General features: G+C 69.6%; 15 protein-coding genes. 4 read left to right on the top strand and 11 right to left on the bottom strand.

The annotated features are described in order from the left end of the window. Positions 1–41: 41 nt before the first annotated feature. The 3 genes from KRR26_RS04755 to KRR26_RS04765 form a co-directional block, all read right to left on the bottom strand. Entirely contained in the window at positions 42–872 is an 831-nt protein-coding gene (locus KRR26_RS04755; RefSeq protein ID WP_120201228.1) for a phosphatidate cytidylyltransferase, read from the bottom strand. Further along, entirely contained in the window at positions 869–1660 is a 792-nt protein-coding gene (gene uppS, locus KRR26_RS04760; RefSeq protein WP_120202258.1) for a polyprenyl diphosphate synthase, read from the bottom strand. The genes KRR26_RS04755 and uppS overlap by 4 nt, the downstream gene beginning before the upstream one ends. A 134-nt stretch (positions 1661–1794) precedes the next feature. Further along, positions 1795–4014 carry a serine/threonine-protein kinase gene (locus KRR26_RS04765; protein WP_217079222.1) on the bottom strand — a complete coding sequence of 740 codons (2220 nt, stop codon included), beginning with the start codon at positions 4012–4014 and terminating at the stop codon, positions 1795–1797. Between the two features lie 134 nt (positions 4015–4148). Between KRR26_RS04765 and KRR26_RS04770 the strand changes: the two genes are divergently transcribed. Next, positions 4149–5267 (top strand): serine/threonine-protein kinase, encoded by a 1119-nt coding sequence (locus KRR26_RS04770; RefSeq protein WP_120201232.1) that lies wholly within the window; start codon positions 4149–4151, stop codon positions 5265–5267. Beyond that, positions 5264–6214 carry an RluA family pseudouridine synthase gene (locus KRR26_RS04775; RefSeq protein WP_120201234.1) on the top strand — a complete coding sequence of 317 codons (951 nt, stop codon included), beginning with the start codon at positions 5264–5266 and terminating at the stop codon, positions 6212–6214. Before KRR26_RS04770 ends, KRR26_RS04775 begins: the two co-directional genes overlap by 4 nt. A gap of 4 nt (positions 6215–6218) precedes the next feature. On the opposite strand, the gene KRR26_RS04780 is transcribed toward KRR26_RS04775, so the two are convergent. Continuing rightward, positions 6219–6632: a secondary thiamine-phosphate synthase enzyme YjbQ gene (locus tag KRR26_RS04780; protein WP_217079223.1), complete on the bottom strand. Its 414-nt coding sequence runs from the start codon at positions 6630–6632 to the stop codon at positions 6219–6221. A gap of 42 nt (positions 6633–6674) precedes the next feature. Between KRR26_RS04780 and dinB the strand changes: the two genes are divergently transcribed. Continuing rightward, positions 6675–7877 carry a DNA polymerase IV gene (gene dinB, locus KRR26_RS04785; protein ID WP_120202260.1) on the top strand — a complete coding sequence of 401 codons (1203 nt, stop codon included), beginning with the start codon at positions 6675–6677 and terminating at the stop codon, positions 7875–7877. Positions 7878–8017: 140 nt separating this feature from the next. Here dinB and pcnB read toward each other — a convergent pair whose 3' ends face one another. The 7 genes from pcnB to KRR26_RS04820 all read right to left on the bottom strand — a co-directional run bounded on the left by pcnB (position 8018) and on the right by KRR26_RS04820 (position 17388). After that, positions 8018–9703 carry a polynucleotide adenylyltransferase PcnB gene (pcnB, locus tag KRR26_RS04790; protein WP_217079224.1) on the bottom strand — a complete coding sequence of 562 codons (1686 nt, stop codon included), beginning with the start codon at positions 9701–9703 and terminating at the stop codon, positions 8018–8020. A gap of 451 nt (positions 9704–10154) precedes the next feature. Continuing rightward, positions 10155–11198: a phosphatase domain-containing protein gene (locus KRR26_RS04795; protein WP_120201239.1), complete on the bottom strand. Its 1044-nt coding sequence runs from the start codon at positions 11196–11198 to the stop codon at positions 10155–10157. Further along, positions 11195–12229, bottom strand: coding sequence for a phosphate acyltransferase PlsX (gene plsX, locus KRR26_RS04800; RefSeq protein WP_120202263.1), 1035 nt, complete (start codon positions 12227–12229; stop codon positions 11195–11197). The genes KRR26_RS04795 and plsX overlap by 4 nt, the downstream gene beginning before the upstream one ends. A gap of 10 nt (positions 12230–12239) precedes the next feature. Continuing rightward, positions 12240–13436 carry an MFS transporter gene (locus KRR26_RS04805; protein ID WP_456237606.1) on the bottom strand — a complete coding sequence of 399 codons (1197 nt, stop codon included), beginning with the start codon at positions 13434–13436 and terminating at the stop codon, positions 12240–12242. 180 nt (positions 13437–13616) lie between these two features. Beyond that, the gene (gene gltC, locus KRR26_RS04810) at positions 13617–15686 is read right to left on the bottom strand and encodes an adventurous gliding motility protein GltC (protein ID WP_407931709.1); all 2070 of its coding nucleotides are present in this window, start codon (positions 15684–15686) and stop codon (positions 13617–13619) included. Further along, positions 15683–16561, bottom strand: coding sequence for an outer membrane beta-barrel domain-containing protein (locus tag KRR26_RS04815; RefSeq protein ID WP_120201246.1), 879 nt, complete (start codon positions 16559–16561; stop codon positions 15683–15685). The genes gltC and KRR26_RS04815 overlap by 4 nt, the downstream gene beginning before the upstream one ends. Continuing rightward, on the bottom strand, positions 16558–17388 hold the full coding sequence (locus tag KRR26_RS04820) for an outer membrane beta-barrel domain-containing protein (protein WP_120201248.1): 831 nt from the start codon (positions 17386–17388) through the stop codon (positions 16558–16560). The genes KRR26_RS04815 and KRR26_RS04820 overlap by 4 nt, the downstream gene beginning before the upstream one ends. A gap of 289 nt (positions 17389–17677) precedes the next feature. Between KRR26_RS04820 and cglC the strand changes: the two genes are divergently transcribed. Continuing rightward, positions 17678–18175 carry an adventurous gliding motility lipoprotein CglC gene (gene cglC / locus KRR26_RS04825; RefSeq protein ID WP_120201250.1) on the top strand — a complete coding sequence of 166 codons (498 nt, stop codon included), beginning with the start codon at positions 17678–17680 and terminating at the stop codon, positions 18173–18175. Positions 18176–18258 lie beyond the last annotated feature (83 nt).

Here is an 18258-nt window from a genome sequence, read left to right on the forward strand (position 1 = left end):
CCGACCCCGGGCACCAGACGGGCAGGCGCGAAAACAGCCACTTACGGCAACAGGCCCCGCACGAACTGCACGTAGACGAACACCAGCGGCGCGTTGAAGAGCAGCGCGTCGATGCGGTCCAGCACGCCGCCATGCCCCGGGATGAGCGATCCCGAGTCCTTCACCGAGTACGCCCGCTTGAGCATGGACTCGCACAGGTCACCAATGGGACCGAGCACCCCGCCGGCGATGCCGAGCAGCACGCAGTCCCACACGGTGAAGACAGGGAAGAAGAATCCCCGGGCGATGAACATTCCCAACACCGAGCCCACCATGCCGCCGAAGAAGCCCTCCCACGTCTTGTTGGGGCTCACCGCCGGGTAGAGCTTGTGCTTTCCGAGGAAGCGACCCGCGAAGTAGGCCAGCGTGTCATTGGCCCAGGTGATGGTCAGCGCGCAGATGACCCACGCCAGCCCGTCCTGGGGCAGCAGGCGCAGGGCGGACAGCGCGGTGAGCCCGATGCCGCTGTAGAGGAAGCCCGTGACGAGGTGCGCCGCGCGGGAGGGCGCCTCGGCCAGGGGGCCGTGGAACAGGTGGTAGATCCACGCGAAGAAGAAGAAGACGGCCGTCACCCAGAAGGCCGTCTCCCCCGTGCGCGCGGCGTCCCGCAGCGGCAGGAAGGGCAAGAGGGCCGCGGCGGCCATTCCGACCCAGGCGGCCACGCCCAGGCGCTTCTGGGTGATGAAGTAGTACTCGCCGGCACATGCCGCCGCGGCGGCGCCGAGGAGGCCCGCGCTGAGCACCCCGCCCTTGAAGAGCAGGAACAGCACGAGCGGCAGGAGGGTCACCGCCGTGACAGCGCGGATGATGAGGTTTTTATTCTTCTCGTTCACGCCTTGGCCCGCTGGGGAGGGTCCTCCCGCTGCACCTGCGCGGAAGTCAGACCGAAGCGCCGCTCCCGGCCCTGATACTGGGACAGGCAGCGCAGGAACTCATCGGTCCTGAAGTCCGGCCAGAGCGCGTCCGTGAAGCACAGCTCCGCGTACGCGAGCTGCCAGAGCAGGAAATTGGAGACGCGCTGCTCGCCACTGGTTCGCACCACCAGGTCCACCGGAGGCAGGCCCTGCGTCCACAGACGCGACTCCAGGTCCGTCTCCTCCAGTTGGGCCGGGTCCAACTCGCCCCGCGCCGCCGCCTCGGCGAGCCCGCGCGCGGCCCGGAGGATCTCCTCGCGCCCGCCGTAGGACAGCGCCAGGGACAGGACCATGCCCGTGTTGTGCGACGAGTCGGCGATGAGCCGCTCCAGGGGCTCGCGCACGTAGCGGGGAAGCTTGTCCACCTCGCCAATGGCGTTGAGGCGGATGCTGTTGTCGAGGATCTCCGAACGCTCCGACTCCAGGTACTCGCGCAGCAGCTCCATCAGCCCCGCGACCTCCTCGGCGGGGCGGGCCCAGTTCTGCGACGAAAAGGCGTACAGGGTAATCGCCGGGATGCCGAGCCGGCGCGCGGCGCGGGTGACCTCGCGCACACTCACGCTGCCCTCGCGGTGGCCGTCCAGCCGAGGCAGTCCTCGGGACTCAGCCCAGCGCCCGTTGCCGTCCATGATGATGCCCACGTGGCGCGGCAGGGGCCGGGCCTTGACCTGCAGTTCGAGGGCGCTGGGTACGGGGGGGCGTTCCATGAAGCCGCGCACCCTAGCGGTGGCGCCGCGTCGCGTCCACGGGCGCGTGGCCCAGCCGTCCCCCCGCTGCGCTGGACGGTCGCGACCGCTGCGCGAGCGGCGCCCGGGCTTGGAAGGGGTGGGCCAATGTAGGCTCACTCCGCCTGGAGGTTGAGCTTGAAGACCGTTGGCTCCCCGGGTTTGACCTCGACCTGACGGGTGACCTCTTTCTGGAGGTCGCGGTTGACCAGCCGCACCGCATGCATCCCCACGGTGACCTCGACGGGGTCCATGGGGGTCTGCCCCAGGTTCTTTCCATCGAGGAACACCGTCGCGTACGGGCGAATGCGGAACTCGAGCATGGCGCGGCGGACCGGAGCCGCCGCGCGGCGCACGGCCAGAGGGGTGGAGGGGCGCACCTCGCGCTGAGCGACCTTGGGCTCGGGGAAAGGCGTCGGCGCGGGCTCCGGAGGAGTCTCGCGGGGCGGCGGAGTGGGCTGCGCCTCTGGCGTGCGGCCCGCTTCGGGCACCGGAGGAGTCTCGGCCCCGGCGGGCGCTTCAGCGACGACCATCGGATTCGCGGGAGGCGTGGCCCCCTGCCCCGCCACCCCAGGCGCGCTTCCGCGTGTGTCTGGCACCTTGGCGCCGCCCGCCTGGTGCGCGGTGTCACGGGCAGGCTCCGGCTTCTCCAGGGCGGCGCTCGGAAACGCGGCGTCGCCCTCGGACTCCTCCGTCGCCCAGGAAGCGCGCGTCAGCGCGACGCCTCCGACCACCAGGAGCAAACCCGCCACCGTCGCCGCCACGAGCCCCCCGCGCAGGCCTCGTGGCGCAGGCACGGGCTCCTCGACAGGCTCCGGCGTGTCGACCTCGGGGGTGGCGACATCCAATGGAGCCGGCACTCGAACCGTGGGGCGCTCTGGAGTCCGGCGGGGCCCCGCGTTGGACTTGGGCGTTCGAGGTCCCTCGGAATCCGTGGGCGGCGCGGTCGAACGCCCCTTCACCAGCGTCCCCGCCACGACATCTCCCGCGCGGGGTATGACCTCCGATGGCGACAGTCTGGCCAAGCGCTCACGACCCCCATTCGGGACCGCTGCGCCAGCCACCGCGGGCGACACGGGCACGGCATCCGAGGACGACGCAGCAGCGCGCGTCCGTCCCCCCGCAGGGACCGCAACCGCCTCCGCTCCGGTCGCCACGGGCACCGCATCCGACGATGGCGAAGCAGCGCGGCTCCTCGCGCCCACTCCCGGTGGCGCGTCCACCGAGCCGAGGTCTTGTCCACCCGACGGAGCGGCCTTCACCCCTGCCGCGGGCGTCGCGGGATCGGTCCGGTCATCGGAATCACGCTTCTCAACAGGCGCCCCACCCCTGCCCGGATTCGGCTTGGGCTCTGCTCGCGCGGCTTTCTCCGCGGCCTCGCGCGGCGGCGTCACAGGCGACGGCAGCGCCCCGCCTCCCGTCTCCGAGTCCGCCAGCTGCGCCACGAACTGGGCGATCTGATACGCGCCCACCGGCTCGCCTTCGGACAGGAGGAAGCGCTCCAGCTCCGCTTGCAGCGCTCGGCAGTCCGGGTAGCGCGCCTCCCGGTCCTTCTCCAACGCGCGCGCCAGGATGCGCTGCATCGCCACCGGCAAGCCCGGGCGCCGCTGAACCGCGGGCACGAAGGGCTCGAACATGATGGCCTGCATCATGCTGACTTCGGTCGTCGCGTCGAAGGGACGCCGCCCGGTCAACAGCTCGTAGAGCACGACCCCCAGCGCGTACACATCCACGCGGCGGTCCATGTTCCGCCCCTGGAGCTGCTCGGGCGGCATGTACGCCACCTTCCCCTTCACCACGCCCGTCTGCGTGCGGTGCCCCTGGCCCGCCACCTTCGCGATGCCAAAGTCCACCACCTTCACCGCGCCCTGCCGCGACACGAGCACGTTCTCCGGGCTCACATCGCGGTGGATGAGCCCCAGCGCCAGCCCCGTCTCCGGGTCCGCCAGTTCGTGCGCGAACGCGAGCCCCTCGGCCGCCGACGCCACCAGCTTGGCGCAGATGCCCACCGGCAGCTCGCGCCCCTGCTCGCCCGCGCGCTTGATGAGCCGCCGCAGGTGCGGCCCATCGATGAACTCCATGGCCAGGAAGTAGCTGCCCGCCGCCTCGCCGAAGTCGAAGATCTGCACGATGTTCGGGTGGTTGAGCTGCGCCGCCAGCTTCGCCTCGCCCAGGAACATCTCGACGAAGGCCACGTCCTCCGCCAGATGCGGGAGGATGCGCTTGAGCACGAGCGTCTTCTCGAAGCCCATGGGCCCCGCGGCCTTCGCGAGGAACACCTCCGCCATCCCTCCGGAGGCGAGTTTGCGGATGAGCTGATACTTCCCCAGTTGCATTGACGAGAGGATTCTCCGGTTTGTCGGAAAAGGGAAACCCTCTTGGTCGCCAGGCGTCCCACACGGCACACGCCGGAGCAGGCGCACAGGGTGTTTGACCCTGGCGTGACCGGGTCCGTAGGATCCGGCCCCCCATGCCCCCGAAGGCCATTGGCCCCTACCACGTCCTGGAGACGCTCGGCAGCGGCGGGGCCGGGACCGTCTATCGCGCCCTGGACCGCCGCACGAACGACGAGGTCGCGCTGAAGCTGTTGTCAGCGGGCCCGGCGCTGGACGCACGCGCGTCGCAGCGGCTGGCGCGCGAGTTCGAGACGCTGGCGGACCTCTCGCACCCCAACGTGGTGAAGGTCTTCGACGCGGGCGTCCACCAGGGCTGGCCGTACCTGGCCATGGAGCTCATCGAGGGCCTCACGCTGCGGCCCTACCTGGAGATGCGCGGCGCGGAGCTGCACTCCCCGCCGAGCGGCCACACGCCCCGCCGCCCCCTCTCCGTCCGCCGCACGGCCGACGACGACTTCGGCAGCGACAGCGAGCGCGAGCCCTTCGACGACTCGGACGACGACGTCCTCCCCGGCACCTTCAACCTGGATGCCTTCGCGGAGGAGTCCCCGAGCGAGGACCTCGCCAGCTTCCAGGGTGACTCCGCGCGCCACGCGCTGGATTCCGATGACTCGATGGAGCCGCCGCGTCCCGTGCCCGCGCCGAAGAAGGCGCCCGCCCCGACCGCGCCGCGCGTGGAAGACCTGAACCGTCCCGAGCGGATGGGTCGACTCAAGGACGCCATGCTCCAGGTCTGCGAGGCGCTCGCATACATCCACGGGCACGGGCTGGTGCACCGCGACCTCAAGCCCTCCAACATCATGGTGGACGAGGATCGCCAGGTGCGGTTGATGGACTTCGGCCTGGCGAAGTTCCTCGCGGATGACGCGCAGATCACCGCGGACGGCAAGCTGGTGGGCACGTACCGGTACATGGCGCCGGAGCAGATCCTCGGCGAGCCATTGGATGGGCGCGCGGACCTGTACAGCCTCGGCGTCATCCTGTACGAGCTGCTCGGTGGGCGTCCGCCGTTCGACGCCAAGACACCGCACGAGCTGTGGCGTCAGGTCCTGGAGACCGAGCCGCCACCCCTGCTCGCGCTCAACCTGCATGGGGACCCTCAGTTCGCGAGGGTCGCCCACCGCCTCATCCGCAAGGAGCCGGACGATCGGTTCCAGACGGCCGAGGAAGTCTACGAGGCCCTCTCCGAGTGAGCACCCCCACCACGCACACCCTCACCGTGGACGCCGACAAGGCGGGCCAGCGGGTCGACCTCTTTGTCGGCGAGGCGCTCGGCCTGTCGCGCGCGCGCCTCAAGCGCCTGTTCGACTCGGGCGCGGTGCGCGTCAACGGGCGCCCCGCGAAGAAGGGCCTCACGGTGACGGCCGGCCAGCAGGTGGCCGTCGTGGTGGAGCCCGACGCCCCCGAGGCGGTGCCCGACGAGGGCTTCCCCCTGGTCGTCCTGCACGAGGACGCCACGCTCGTGTTCGTGGACAAGCCCGCGGGTCGGCCCTCGCATCCGCTCCAGCCCGGCGAGACAGGCACCGTGGCCAACGCGCTCATCGCGCGCTATCCCGAGTGCGCGCAAGCGTCGCTGTCGCCGCGCGAGGGCGGCCTCTGTCACCGCCTGGACGTGGAGACCTCCGGCGTGCAGGTGGCCGCTCGCACGCGCGAGGCGTGGACCACCGTGCGCGAGGCCTTCAGTGAGCGCGCCGTGGACAAGCGCTACCTGGCGCTGGTGACGGGCCCGCTGGTGGACGAGGGCGAGATTGAAGTCCCGCTGCGCCACCACCCGCGCCATCCGGACCGCGTGGAGCCCGCGCCCCACGGCGCCGAGGACGCGCGCGAGGCCCTGTCTCACTTCCGCGTGCTGTCGCGCGCGGGGGACTACAGCCTCGTCGAGGTGCGCATCCTCACAGGCGTGCTGCATCAGGTACGCGCGCACCTCGCGGGCGTGGGCGCCCCCATCGTCGGCGACGCGCTCTACGGCGGGCGCGAGTCGCCGGGCCTGTCGCGCTTCTTCCTCCACGCGCGCGCGCTCGAGGTGACGCACCCCGTGACGCACAAGCGGCTGCTCGTGCAGAGCCCGCTGCCAGCCGAGCTGCGCGCGGAGCTGGAGCGCCACCACCTCACGCTCCCCGAGCCCACGCCGCGAGGTTGAGGGGCTACTCGCCCATCACCTTCACGACGACGCGCTTGCGGCGTTGTCCATCGAACTCGGCGTAGAACACCTGCTGCCAGGGCCCCAGGTCGAGCTTCCCCGCCGTGACGGGAAGGATGACCTGGTGGTGGACGAGCAGCGACTTGAGATGCGCGTCGCCGTTGTCCTCCCCGGTGCGGTGGTGCCGGTAGTCAGGACCCGCGGGGGCGAGGTGCTGGAGCCACTCCCAGATGTCCTCGTGGAGACCGGACTCGTCGTCGTTGACGAAGATGCCCGCGGTGATGTGCATGGCGGACACGAGCACCATGCCCTCCTGGATGCCGCTCTTGCGCACGAGCGACGTCACCGTGTCCGTCAGGCGCACCAGCTCGCGCTTCGCTTTCGTCTCGAACCAGAGATACTCGGTGAGGGTCTTCATGAGGACGCTCTGTCAGAGGGGACCGCTACAGTGACCCACGTCATGCGAGCCATCATCCACGTGGACATGGATGCGTTCTATGCATCGGTGGAGCAGCGGGACAACCCGTCCCTGCGAGGCAAGCCCGTCATCGTCGGCGGACATGCCCAGCGCGGGGTGGTGGTCGCCGCATCCTACGAAGTCCGGCCCTTCGGCGTGCGCAGCGCGATGCCCATGGCCCGAGCCATGAAGCAGGCGCCGCACGCCATCGTCGTCAAGCCCCGCTTCCCCGCCTACGCCGAGGCCAGCGAGGCCGTCTTCAACATCTTCGAGCGCTACACGCCCCTCATCGAGCCGCTGTCGCTCGACGAGGCGTTCCTCGACGTGACGGCCTCGGTGGGATTGTTCGGCTCGCCCGCGGAGATTGCGCGGCGGATCCGCAAGGAGATCGCCACGGAGCTGGGACTGCCGGCCTCGGCGGGCATCGCGAACGCGAAGTTCGTGGCGAAGATTGCCTCGGACCTCGCCAAGCCCAACGGGCAGCGCGAAGTGCGCTCCGAGGAGACGGTGGCCTTCCTCGCGGGCCTGCCCGTGTCGCGCCTCTGGGGCGTGGGGCCCAAAACGGAAGAGGCGCTCAAGCACGAGGGCCTGGAGACCATCGGGGACGTGGCGCTCAAGGACTCGGCCTGGTTGGACAGCCGGTTCGGCAGCAGCGGGCGGCACCTGTGGGAGCTGTCGCATGGCATTGACGCGCGCGACGTGGTGCCGGACCGCGCGGCGCGCAGCGTGGGCGCCGAGGACACGTTCGACGAGGACCTCACGGGCCAGGAAGCGCTCCGGCCGCACGTGCACGCGCAAGCGTTGCGCGTGGCGCGGCGACTGCGGCGCGCGGGCCTGAAGGGGCGCGTCATCCAGCTCAAGTTGAAGTTCAGCGACTTCACGGTCGTCACGCGGCGCACGACGCTGCGCGAGGCCACCGACGACGGTCAAACCCTCTACCGCACGGCGCTCGACCTCCTGGAGCGCGCGCACGAGGGGCGCGCGCTGCGACTCACGGGGGTGAGCGTCCTGCTGGACGAGGAGCCGCCCCAGCTCGGCCTCTTCCCCGCCGCGCCACCGCGCAGCGCGAAGCTGAACGCGGTGTTGGACCGCATCGCGGACCGCTTCGGGACCAAGGCCATCACCACGGCGGACATCGCGGGCGCGGATGCCTCGGACGACGGGGCGCATCGCTCCGAGCGGCCGGTGGACAAGCCGCGTCGCTGAAGGCGCCTGGAGCAAGGCCCCCGCATTCAGCAGGCGAACGACCAGGCACTTGCGCCCCCCCGCGGTGAGGGACACGCCGCAGCAGTGCCCACCAACACCGAGGCCCATCCCTGGGAAGAGATGGGCCTCGAAGGTGAGACTCAGGCCTCGCCTGCGTCGGAGCCGGATGAAGAGCCCGAGCCCTTGCCCGAACCGCTCCCCGGGCGACGGCGACGACGGCGACGACGCTTGCGGCCCGGCCCGTCGCCTTCCGCGGACGGGGCGGCGGAAGAAGCATCGGGGCGAGGCGGCGGCACATCGCCGGCCTTCCACGCCTCCAGTTGCTCGCGCCCCTCGTCCGTGGCCTCCACCGTCATCTCGAAGACGGCCAGCGCCTCGTTGAAGAGCGGGTGGCGACGGAAGGCGCCCGTCTTGCGGCGGCGCTCGCCCGAGAGCGTGCGCTGCGCCAGGAGCAGCATGCGGCACCGCTCCGCGATGCGACGCGGGAGGCGCGCGGACTGCACGAAGCCCGCGAGGAGATCCTCGATGACGTGCGCGACGGACGGGCGGCCCGCGTCCTGCGGCTCCTCTGGCGGCTGCGCGCGGCTGATGGGCACCAGGAGCGTGGCCAGGAGAATCGCGTCATCCAGCGGCTCACCCGCCGCCAGCCGGCGATCCAACGCCCCGGCGAAGGCGTAGAAGGTCTTCTCCCCTTCCTTGCCGTACTGCTTGAGGTACGCGTCCAGCGGGGGCAAGAGGAGCTTCAGCGCATCCAGCGCGGACAGCAGCTTGAGCGCCGGGGCCGCGACGCCGCCGCGGATGAGCCGGAAGGTCTCCTCCAGCAACCGCGCGGGAGCGCAGCGCGGCAGGTCCTCCACCGCGCCCTCCATCGCCGCGTAGGTGCGCGACTCGATGTCCAGGTCCAGCTTGGCCGCGAACCGCACCGCGCGGAGGATGCGCACCGGATCCTCGCGCATGCGAATCTCCGGATCGCCGATGGTGCGGATGAAGCGCTCGTCCAGGTCGCGCCGGCCGCGGACGTAGTCGATGACCCGTCCCTCGCTGACGTCGTAGAACAGGCCGTTGATGGTGAAGTCGCGGCGGCGCGCGTCCTGCTGCGCCGTGCCGAAGACGTTGTCGTGCGTGATGAGCAGGTCGTCTTCCGACGGCGCGGCCTCGCTGTCCTCTTCGACGGCGGGCGCCTCCATCTCCAGCGGGTTGGCGCGGAAGGTGGAGACCTCAATGATCTTCCCGCCCTTGAAGTAGACGTGCGCCAGACGGAAGCGACGACCAATCAACCGGCAGTTTCGGAAGATGGCGCGCACCTCGCCCGGGTGGGCGCTGGTGGCCACATCGAAGTCCTTGGGCTTGCGACCCAGCAAGAGGTCGCGCACGCAGCCCCCCACCAGATAGGCCTGATGGCCGTGCTGGTGCAGCCGCAACACCACCTTCAGCGCGTCGGGGTCCAACGAGTCCGGGTCAATCTCCGCGGGCTCTCCGGTGCGCGTCGTCGTGGGGGCCTGTAGCTCGGGCTCGAAGGAGGCGGGCTCTGGCTCGGGCTCGGGGACCGGCTCGGGCTCCGCCTCGGCGACTTCCTCGGTGCCGAGGGCGAGCAGGACGTCGTCACCCTCCTCGGGAAGTCCCGAGTCGTCGCCGTCATCGGTGTCGTCGTCATCGAACGCCTCACCGGCATCCGCCGCGTCGGCGGCGAGGGAGGGTTCGGCGGGCTCCGGGTCTCGGGGATGGGAGGACAGGGTTTCACTCTCGACCGGGAGCGACGCGGGGACCGTCGGCGCGCTCGCCTCGGTCGACTCCGTGTGTCCCGTGAGTTCCAGGGGGGAAGACATAGAAAGAACCTCGCGCGCTGAGCCGAGCGCCGCCACCTCGGAGGAGGCATCCCCGCGCGCATCGTTCTCGGGCGCGGTTGGCGGCAGTTCGCCGTCTGTCGGCGTGTCGGTCGGGTCTCGCGTCATTGCCATGGACGCCCCGAACGGGGCGCTACAAGGGCAGCCGTCTATACCGCATCCTCCCGGGAAGGGAGTAGCGCAGGAAGACATTGTTGACCGGGGCCCCCCAGCCGGCGCGCGGCCGCCTCCGCCCACCTGCCAGGTAACCGGAAAGACGGGCCCTTCCCTTCCGCTCGGAGCGGAGCGGCCATCGGGGACAGGGATGTGGGAAGGGCCCGGGCCATCCCAGGGTGAACGCCTCCCAGACACGGAAACGTTCTGGAACCGGCCCCGCGCCTGAGGCCCGCCTATCCGGGGAGCGGGCAGCCAGCGGGCCATCCGCCCCGTCAGGTCACGTGGCCGGCTTGGTGCGCGCCTTGTGGTTTCGAGGCAGCGCGTGGGAGATGAGTGACACGTAGTCCACGGCCTGGACCGGCGGCGGGGGCGGCGGTGTCCCCAGCGCGGCCAGCCGCTTGCTGAAGGCCGCGAGGATGTCCGGCACCGGCCGCATGGCCTTGAACAGCGCGTTGGGACCCTCCAGCGCCTGCGACAGCGCGATGGCCGCCTGCTGCAAGGGCAGGCCGCGGCGCAAGAGGTCCTGGAACGAGTTGGACAGGGTGATGATGTTGTGCCCCGCCGTCTGCACCATCTCCACGGCGATCTTCAGCACCTGGGGCGCCGTGAGGTGCCCGTCCGCCAGGAGCACCAGCGCCGCCTGGAAGTAGTTGAACACGGGCACCACGCGGGGCCCGTAGGGCGTGAAGTGCGCGGGCGGCGTCAACCGGTCCAGGTGGATGAAGATGCGGCGCACGGGATCCGCGACGGGAATCTTCTTCCAGGCCGCGTGCACCCGCGTGACGTCATCCGGGTACACCCCGCCGGCCTCCAGCACCTGCGACAGCACGCGCTCGTCCACGCGCCCCGCGATGAGGTCCGCGTAGAGCGAGTAGATGAACGCGTCCGCCTCCGCGTCGTCGCCGAAGAGCACCTCCTCGGCCTCCACGGGCGCGTTGACGCGGCTCTCGAGGATCGCCGGCAGCTTGTAGCCCACCTGTCCGCGCAGCGCCCGGAAGCGCCCGCGCAGCAGGTTGCCCACGTTGTCCTTGAGGACGAACTCGTCCCACTGCACGCCGTCCAGCTTGAGCTTCTCCTCGAGCACGGCGCGCATCTGCTTGGGGCTCCCCGAGACGATGCACAGCCGCGAGTCCCCGTTGGCCGCCAGCTCGCGGATGAGCGCGCTGGCGCCCGGCACGGCGGTCTTCTCGTGCGCCTTCTGGAACGCCGTGCGCACCAGGTCCCGGAGCGACTCGAACTCCGTCTGGAGGTACGTCTTGTCCAGGTCCCACCGGTAGATGCGCCGAGGGGGCCGGGGATCGATGCGGTCCGGCAGGCTCACCGCTCGAGCCCCTCCCGGATGGCGGTGCCCAGCTCATGCGCCACGGCCTTGGCCGCCACCTTCCCCGCGTTGGCGATGGCGCGCGCCCGCGAGCGTCCGTGCGCCTTGATGAAGATGCGGTCGAACCCGAGGATGGGCGCGCCCCCGTACTGCTCCCAGTCGGTGATGTCCTTGAGGCGCTGGATGCCGCTGGACAGCATGGCCAGGCCCGCGCGCCAGCGCAGGCTCTCCTTGTAGGCGTACTGGGCCAGCTCCATCACCGTGTCGTGCACGCCTTCGAGCATCTTCAGGCACACGTTGCCCACGAAGCCGTCCGTGACGATGACGTCCGCGGTGCCCTTGGGAATGTCGATGCCCTCCACGTTGCCCGTGAAGTTGAGGTTCGGCATGGCGAGCAGCCTCGCATGCGCCTCCGTCACGCGGGGCGGGCCCTTCTGCGGCTCCACCCCGTTGGAGAGCAACGCCACCTTGGGCCGCTCATTGCGCGAGATGATGCGCGCATAGGCCGAGCCCATCACCGCGAACGCCACCAGGTCATCCGCGGTGGCCTCCACCGTGGCGCCCACGTCGAGGATGAGGCTGAACGGGTCCTGCTTCTCACCGCGCACGCCCCGCGTGGGGTACACGGTGGCGAGCGCCGCGCGCCGCACGCCGGGGATGAGCTGGAAGTGCCGAGCGCACGCGAGCACGCCCGCGCCCGTGTTGCCCGCGGACACCAGCGCCTGCGCCTCGCCCTCGGCCACCAATCGCGCCGCCACGGACACGGAGGCCTGGGGCTTGCGCGCCAGCGCCTCACCCGGCTTCTCATCCATGCCGACGTACTCTGCGGCGTGGTGGATGGAGAGGCGCTCGCCGTTGTGCTTGGTCTGCGCCAGCACCTCATCGATGAGCCTGCGATCGCCCACGAGCAGCGTGTGGATGTGAGGTGACTCCAGCGAGAGCTGGGCCGCGCCGCGCACGACCTCCGTCGGCCCGTAGTCTCCCCCCATCACGTCGAAAGCGATCGTGATCTGCTCCGGCTTGCCCACCATGCCTCCCATCTTACGAGCTTTGCCTCTGCCCCGCCCCCGTCATTCGCACCTGGGCCATCAGGGTCAGCCCCACCACCCCGCCCACCGCCACCAGCGCGGCCGCCGTGCCGTAGGGCGCCGCGGGCCCCAGTCGGGTGAACAGCAGGCCGCCCAGCGCGGGGCCCAGGATGCGGCCCAGTGAGCCAAAGGCCTGATACGCCCCCAACGACGCCCCCTGCCGGTCCTCCGGCGCGTGGAGCGAGACGAGCGCGGATAAGCACGGATTCACCAGCGCCGAGCCCACCGCCAACAGTCCCATGATGGGAAACAGCCCGACGTAGGAGGTCGCCATCGGCAACAGCCCGAGCCCCGCGGCCGTCAGGCCGAAGCCCACCACGGCCACCGGGGCCTCTCGCCCTCCCTGTCCCTTCTTGCCGCCCACCAGCCGCCGCACCAGCCCGCCCTGCACCAGGGCGGACAGCACGCCCACGAGCGCGAACAGCCACCCGGCGCGCAAGCTCGCCTCGCGCAGCACCGCCGCGTCCGGCATCACGGGATGCAGCAGCCACCCACCCGCCAGGGCGACCGGCCCGGACGACAGGAAGCGCGTCAGCAGGTAGACCGAGAACGTCCCCTCCATCTGCGCGAAGGCCGTGTTGAACAGCAGCACGAGGAGCAGGCACCGCCCCACCACGGGCAGCCGCAACGCCAGCGCCGCGCCCTTCGCCGAGCGCTCTGGCACGCCCGGGGCCCCGGGCACCCGCGTCTCGGGCAGGAAGCGCCAGGTGCAGGCCAGGTTGATGGCGGTGAGCGCCGCCGCGAACAGGCCAATGGCGAGGTTGCCGCCCCACGCGCCCAGGAAGCCGCCCAGCGCCGGCCCCAGCACGAAGCCTAGCCCGAAGCCCGCGCCGATGAGCCCCATGCCCCGCGCCCGCTCGTGCGGTGGCGTGATGTCCGCCACCACCGCCTGCGCCGTGGAGATGTTGCCGCCCGACAGCCCGTCGATGACGCGCGACAGGAACAGGAGGGGCAGCGCGTGCGCGAACGCGAACAGCACGTACCCCAGCAGCGAGCCCACCTGACTCAAGAGCAGCACGCGGCGCCGCCCGAAGCGGTCCGACCACCGGCCCAACACCGGCGCCGCCACCAACTGCATCAGCGAATAGACGGAGACCAGCAACCCCACCGTGAAGGGCGAGGCGCCGTACTTCACGCCGTACACCCCCAATTGGGGAATCAGCAGGCCAAACCCGATGAGGTCCAGCGCCACGATGCCAAACACCACCCGCAACGACGCCACCCGAGCCACCACCGTCTCCTTCACGCACGGACCTTCAGAAAGCGAAAACCGCCGGAGCGCGCGCAGGCGCTCCGGCGGACGGGAAGAACATCCCTTCGCCCCGAGGCGCTAGTTCGCCTCGGCCGACTGGATGTTGCGGTTGGCCGTATCCCGCTCGATGCAGCCCTTGGTGAGCGTGTACTGGTACGTGCCCAGCTCGTCGCGCCAGTACTCACCCTCGTACGGCCAGTAGAGCTGATCGTCCGCCACGGCCACCGAGAACTTGTACTTCTTGACGATGGCGGTGCGGCCACCGGCCTTGAGCTGCTCCTCGAGGAACTCCTTCTCCTTCGTCGTCGTCTCGAACTTGATGCGCAGGCCGTTGGCGAGCAGCTGCTTGAGCGAGCCCAGCTCCGTCTCCAGCTTGCCCTTGGCCATGATGCCGGCCTTGGAGATGAGCCCGGTGCGCTGTCCCTTCAGCCCCTCCAGCAGCTCCTTGGTCAGCTCCGAGTACTTGAAGGTGTCGCCCTTGTTCGAGAACAGGTCCATCTCGCCTTCCAGCTCGAGGATGGAGTCGTTCGTCTTCTTCAGGTCCTGGTCCGTGAGGGCCAGCCGGAGGATGCGCTCCAGGATGACGTCGGTGCCGTTCTTCTCCAGGCCTTCCTTGTTCTTCTTCTGCACGTCGGCGAGCACCGTGTAGTACTCGCTGGCGTCCATGTTCTTCTTCACGAGCGAGTCCAGCTGGTCATGCACCGGCAGGTACGTGCGCTCGAAGTCCTGGAGGATGAGGTTGGACTCCCGGTAGCGGCAGTTCTCGTAATAGATGACCGCCTTGAGGATGAGCGCCTCCGGGAAGTACTCCTCGCGGAAGAACGGCGACGAGAGCGTGATGAGGTTGCCCAGCGCCTGCTCGTACTGGCCGATGCGGTAGTTGGCCCAGCTCGCCTCGAAGAGGGACTCCAGCCACTGCGTGTTCCCGCGCTCCACCTTGTTCAAATAGAAGATGGCGAAGCGGTTCTGCTGCATGCCGTAGTGCGTGCGCGCCAGCTGCATGAAGGCCAGCTCGCGCAGCGACTGATCCAGCTTCGCCTGCTCGCCCACGTGGCCAGCCTGCGGACGGGTGAGGCGCACCACTTCCTTCATCGCCTCCACGGACGCGACCACGTCGTTGTTCGTGCGCTTGCCCGCGGCGTCCTTCGAGCGCGTGCCGTTGCGGAAGTACGCCAGGCCCTCCAGGTACTTGGCGCGCGCGAAGAACGTGTCCGTGCGCGGAATGGAGAGCGCCAGCCGCTTCACTTCCTCGAAGCTCTTGTCCGCGTCCGCGTACTGGCCCACCTGATCCAACGCGCGGCCACGCACGAAGTGGTAGCGCGCCAGCAGGTAGCGGAACTCGTTGCGGAACTTCTCCGGGAACTCGTAGTTCGCGTACCGGGCAATCTCATCCAGGATGACCGTCTCGTTCTTCGTCTTGCGGCTGATGAAGAACAGCCACTCCAGGCTCGACTTGAAGAACCGCGTGGACGGGCCCACGGCGAGGATCTTCGAGAACTCGCCGAGCGACGAGTGGTACAGCCCCATGCGGTAGAGCGACTTGGCGAGCACGTAGCGCGCCTCGGTGTGCAGGCCCGCGAGCTTGGGGTCCTTCAAGAGCTCGTGCGCCGCCATGGCGGACTTCTCGTACTCGTCGTTCTTGAAGAGCGACACCGCCACGTCCAGGCGCTGGCGGTCCGCCGTCTTGCCGGACACGTCCACCGCGTCGAACGTCATGGTGGGCGCGGCGGGCTTGGGCGTGTCGCTCGTCAGGTCCAGGCCGAATCCCCCACTGCCGGAGGACGCGGTGGCGGGCGAAGGCGTCACGGGCGAAGGCTTGACCACGACGGGCGCGGCCGGGGTCACCGGCGCGGGCGTGGCGGCAGGCGTCGCGAGGGCGGGCGTCGCCGGGGCGGGCGCGGCGCTCTCGGCGGTGGCGTCATCAGGCTCGGCAGGAGCGACCTTGCCTTTGGCCGTGCGCGACTTGCGCGAGGACTTCTTCTTCGCGGACGCGCTGGAGGAGGTAGTGGAGGAGCCGCCGCGCTTCTTCTTCTTCTTGGTCTGACCGGCGAGGTCCAGACCCTCGAAGCTCTGCGCGTGGCTGGGGGCCGCCCACACGAGCACAAGCCCGAGGACGGCGATGCGGAGGAGCCGGTGGATGCTCATCATGACTCGGGATGGGCAGTGGGGAAGAAGAAGGACACACCCAGCTCGAACATCAGCTGGTTGCGCAGGTAGTGGGGCGTGGGCTCGCGGCCCTTCTCCACATAGATGAGGTCACGCACCTCGGTGCGCAGCGTCATCCAGCGGTTGAAGAAGAAGCGCAGACCGACGCCCACGTTGCCGCCGCCCGTGAGGTACGACTTGCTCACGACGTCGAGGGGCGTGGAGTCGTTCTCCGTGCGGAAGTAGGGCCCCTGGTACTGCACCACCGAGGCGCCGACGATGCCGTACATGTCGAAGTGGACGAACTTCTCCGCCAACAGCGACAGCTTGCCGTAGATGGGCGCCCACTGAAGGTCCGCGCCCCCCATCAGCGTGAGCTGTCCGGGCGCGCTCCCGTTCAGCTCGCTCTTGCTCGGGGCGCGGCAGCCGCGCTGCGAGCCATCCGTGCCCTCGGTGAAGGAGCAGATCTGCGCCGAGCCCGCCACCGAGTTGAGCGCGTAGCCGGCGCGCAGACTCACGCCGAGCGTCTCCATGGGGTGGTACGTCAGCGTGGCGCCGAAGATGTACTTCTTGAAGAACGCGTCGCGGATGGTGACCGTGGCCGAGGGGCTGAACTCGAAGCGCCCCTTCTTCAGGAACATGTGGCCGGACACCGGACGGATGCGCTCGCGAAGCGGGCCGAGCGCGTCCTTGTCCACCTCGGACACGTCACCGGCCTCGTCCTCGGAGTTGCCGACGGGAGACGGGGGCCGCGCGGCGGCGGGCACCGGCTTGGCGTCGGTCCCCTCGGGCTTCGCGGCGGGCGCGGGGTCGGCGGCGCGCGAGAGCGCCGGGAGCACCAGACACAGAGACAACAGCAGGCGGAGGGCGGACTTCATTCCGAGTCCCTCCCCGTCGAGTGCAGCGGCAGGAAGATCGAGATGCCGGCGTTGAGGGTCATGACGTTCTGGATGGCGCCCTTGGTGCTTCCCAGCGGCTGATCCACGTAGGCGGTGTTGATGAGGGCCACGTTCACGGCCAGGAAGTCCTTGGTCACGAACCGCATGCCCAGGCCCAGGTCCGCCGCGGGGTTGAGACCCCGGCCCGGCAGCGACGACGTCTCCGTCTTCACCACGCCCAGGCCACCCAAGAGGTACCCGTCGAAGTGGAGGATGGAGTTGAGGAAGGCGACCTTGCCGTACAGCGGCGCCCACTCCACGTCTCCCATGCCGGACCACTCCGGCACCGAGTTGTAGATCTTGCTGTTGAAGGTGCGCTTGGCGGTGCGCACATCATCGGAAGGAACGACTTGGAGGAGCGAGACGCGCGCCGACAGGGCCAGCGTGTCCGCCAGGTACCACGCGCCGCGAACCGACAGTCCCACCTTGGAGTAGAACGGATCGTTCACGGAGATGCTCACGAGCGGCGACAGCTCGAAGCGGTTCTTCTTGAGATAGACCTTGCGCTGCACGCTCTTCACCCGGTCCTCCTGGGTGATGTCGATGAGCGGCGGCGGAGCATCCGGCACGGGCGCATCCGCTGTACTGCTGGCGAGCGTCGTCGCGGGTCGGGCCTCCTCTGCGGGAGGCGGGGCGGGGGTGTCTTCCTGAGGCTTGGCCTGGGTGTCCTCGGTGAGGTCGAGACCCATACCCTCTTGTTGCTTCTGGGCAAGGGCCAGCGTGGGCCACATCAGGCTCAGCGCGAGCAGCAGCGTCGGGCGGTTCAAGTCCGGGGGCTCCGTGGGGGAGGGGGCGTACTGCCACCGGGGTTCAGCGTGACTCTGGTTTGTGCATCCTATCGGCCGTGTTCCGAACCATCAACCGCCACGCAGTGCGTGGATGCGATGTATCCCTTCGGTATCTCTGCACAATTCCACTCTGGTCAGGAGAACACCTGCTCCGGGAGCTTGCGTTGGCAGGCCGAATCGGTGTGGTAGCCTCGACCCACGAAGCGGCTCCCTTCGTTTGCAAGCGGCCCCCGCCGCTCACTCCCCCTTTCGTCCGAGGTTCCTGACGATGTCCGCGAGATCCGCCCTCCTGCTTTGCGCTGTCGTCCTGCTGGGCGGCTGTAATGTGACCACCGAGCTGGGACTGCCGTGCACGCTGGTCCGCAAGCCGAACGCCACCGATCCGAATCCCCAGGCCAAGTTCATCGCCATGAAGGAGAAGGAGCTGCAGCCCAACCAGGACTTCATCTCCTTTGGCGCGGTGGAGTGTGAGGACCTGATTTGTGTGCGCGACGCCTCCATCGCGCCCTCGGACAATCCGGAGCTGGAGGCCAAGGGCTACTGCAGCAAGTCCTGCGTCGAGGGGTCCTCCAAGAGCTGCGACGTCACCAGCAGCGACGTGCCGAAGGATCTGCGCGACCGCCTCACCTGCCGGGCCATGATGCTGGATCAGGCCACCCTGGACGCGCTGCGCATCGCCGATGAGACGGCCTACCGGCGCATCTTCGGCGAGAACACGTCCACGTTCTTCTGCGCGGCGGCGGTCCCCACAACGCAGACTCCCTGACAGTTCCAGCGTGGGGACGTAGACCTATTTCCCCACGTCGTTCGTAAAGGCAGGGCGGCGTCCCCTCCGAGGACGCCCAGGAG

It is taken from the genome of Citreicoccus inhibens, assembly GCF_019039035.1.
Taxonomy (GTDB): Bacteria; Myxococcota; Myxococcia; order Myxococcales; family Myxococcaceae; genus Citreicoccus; species Citreicoccus inhibens.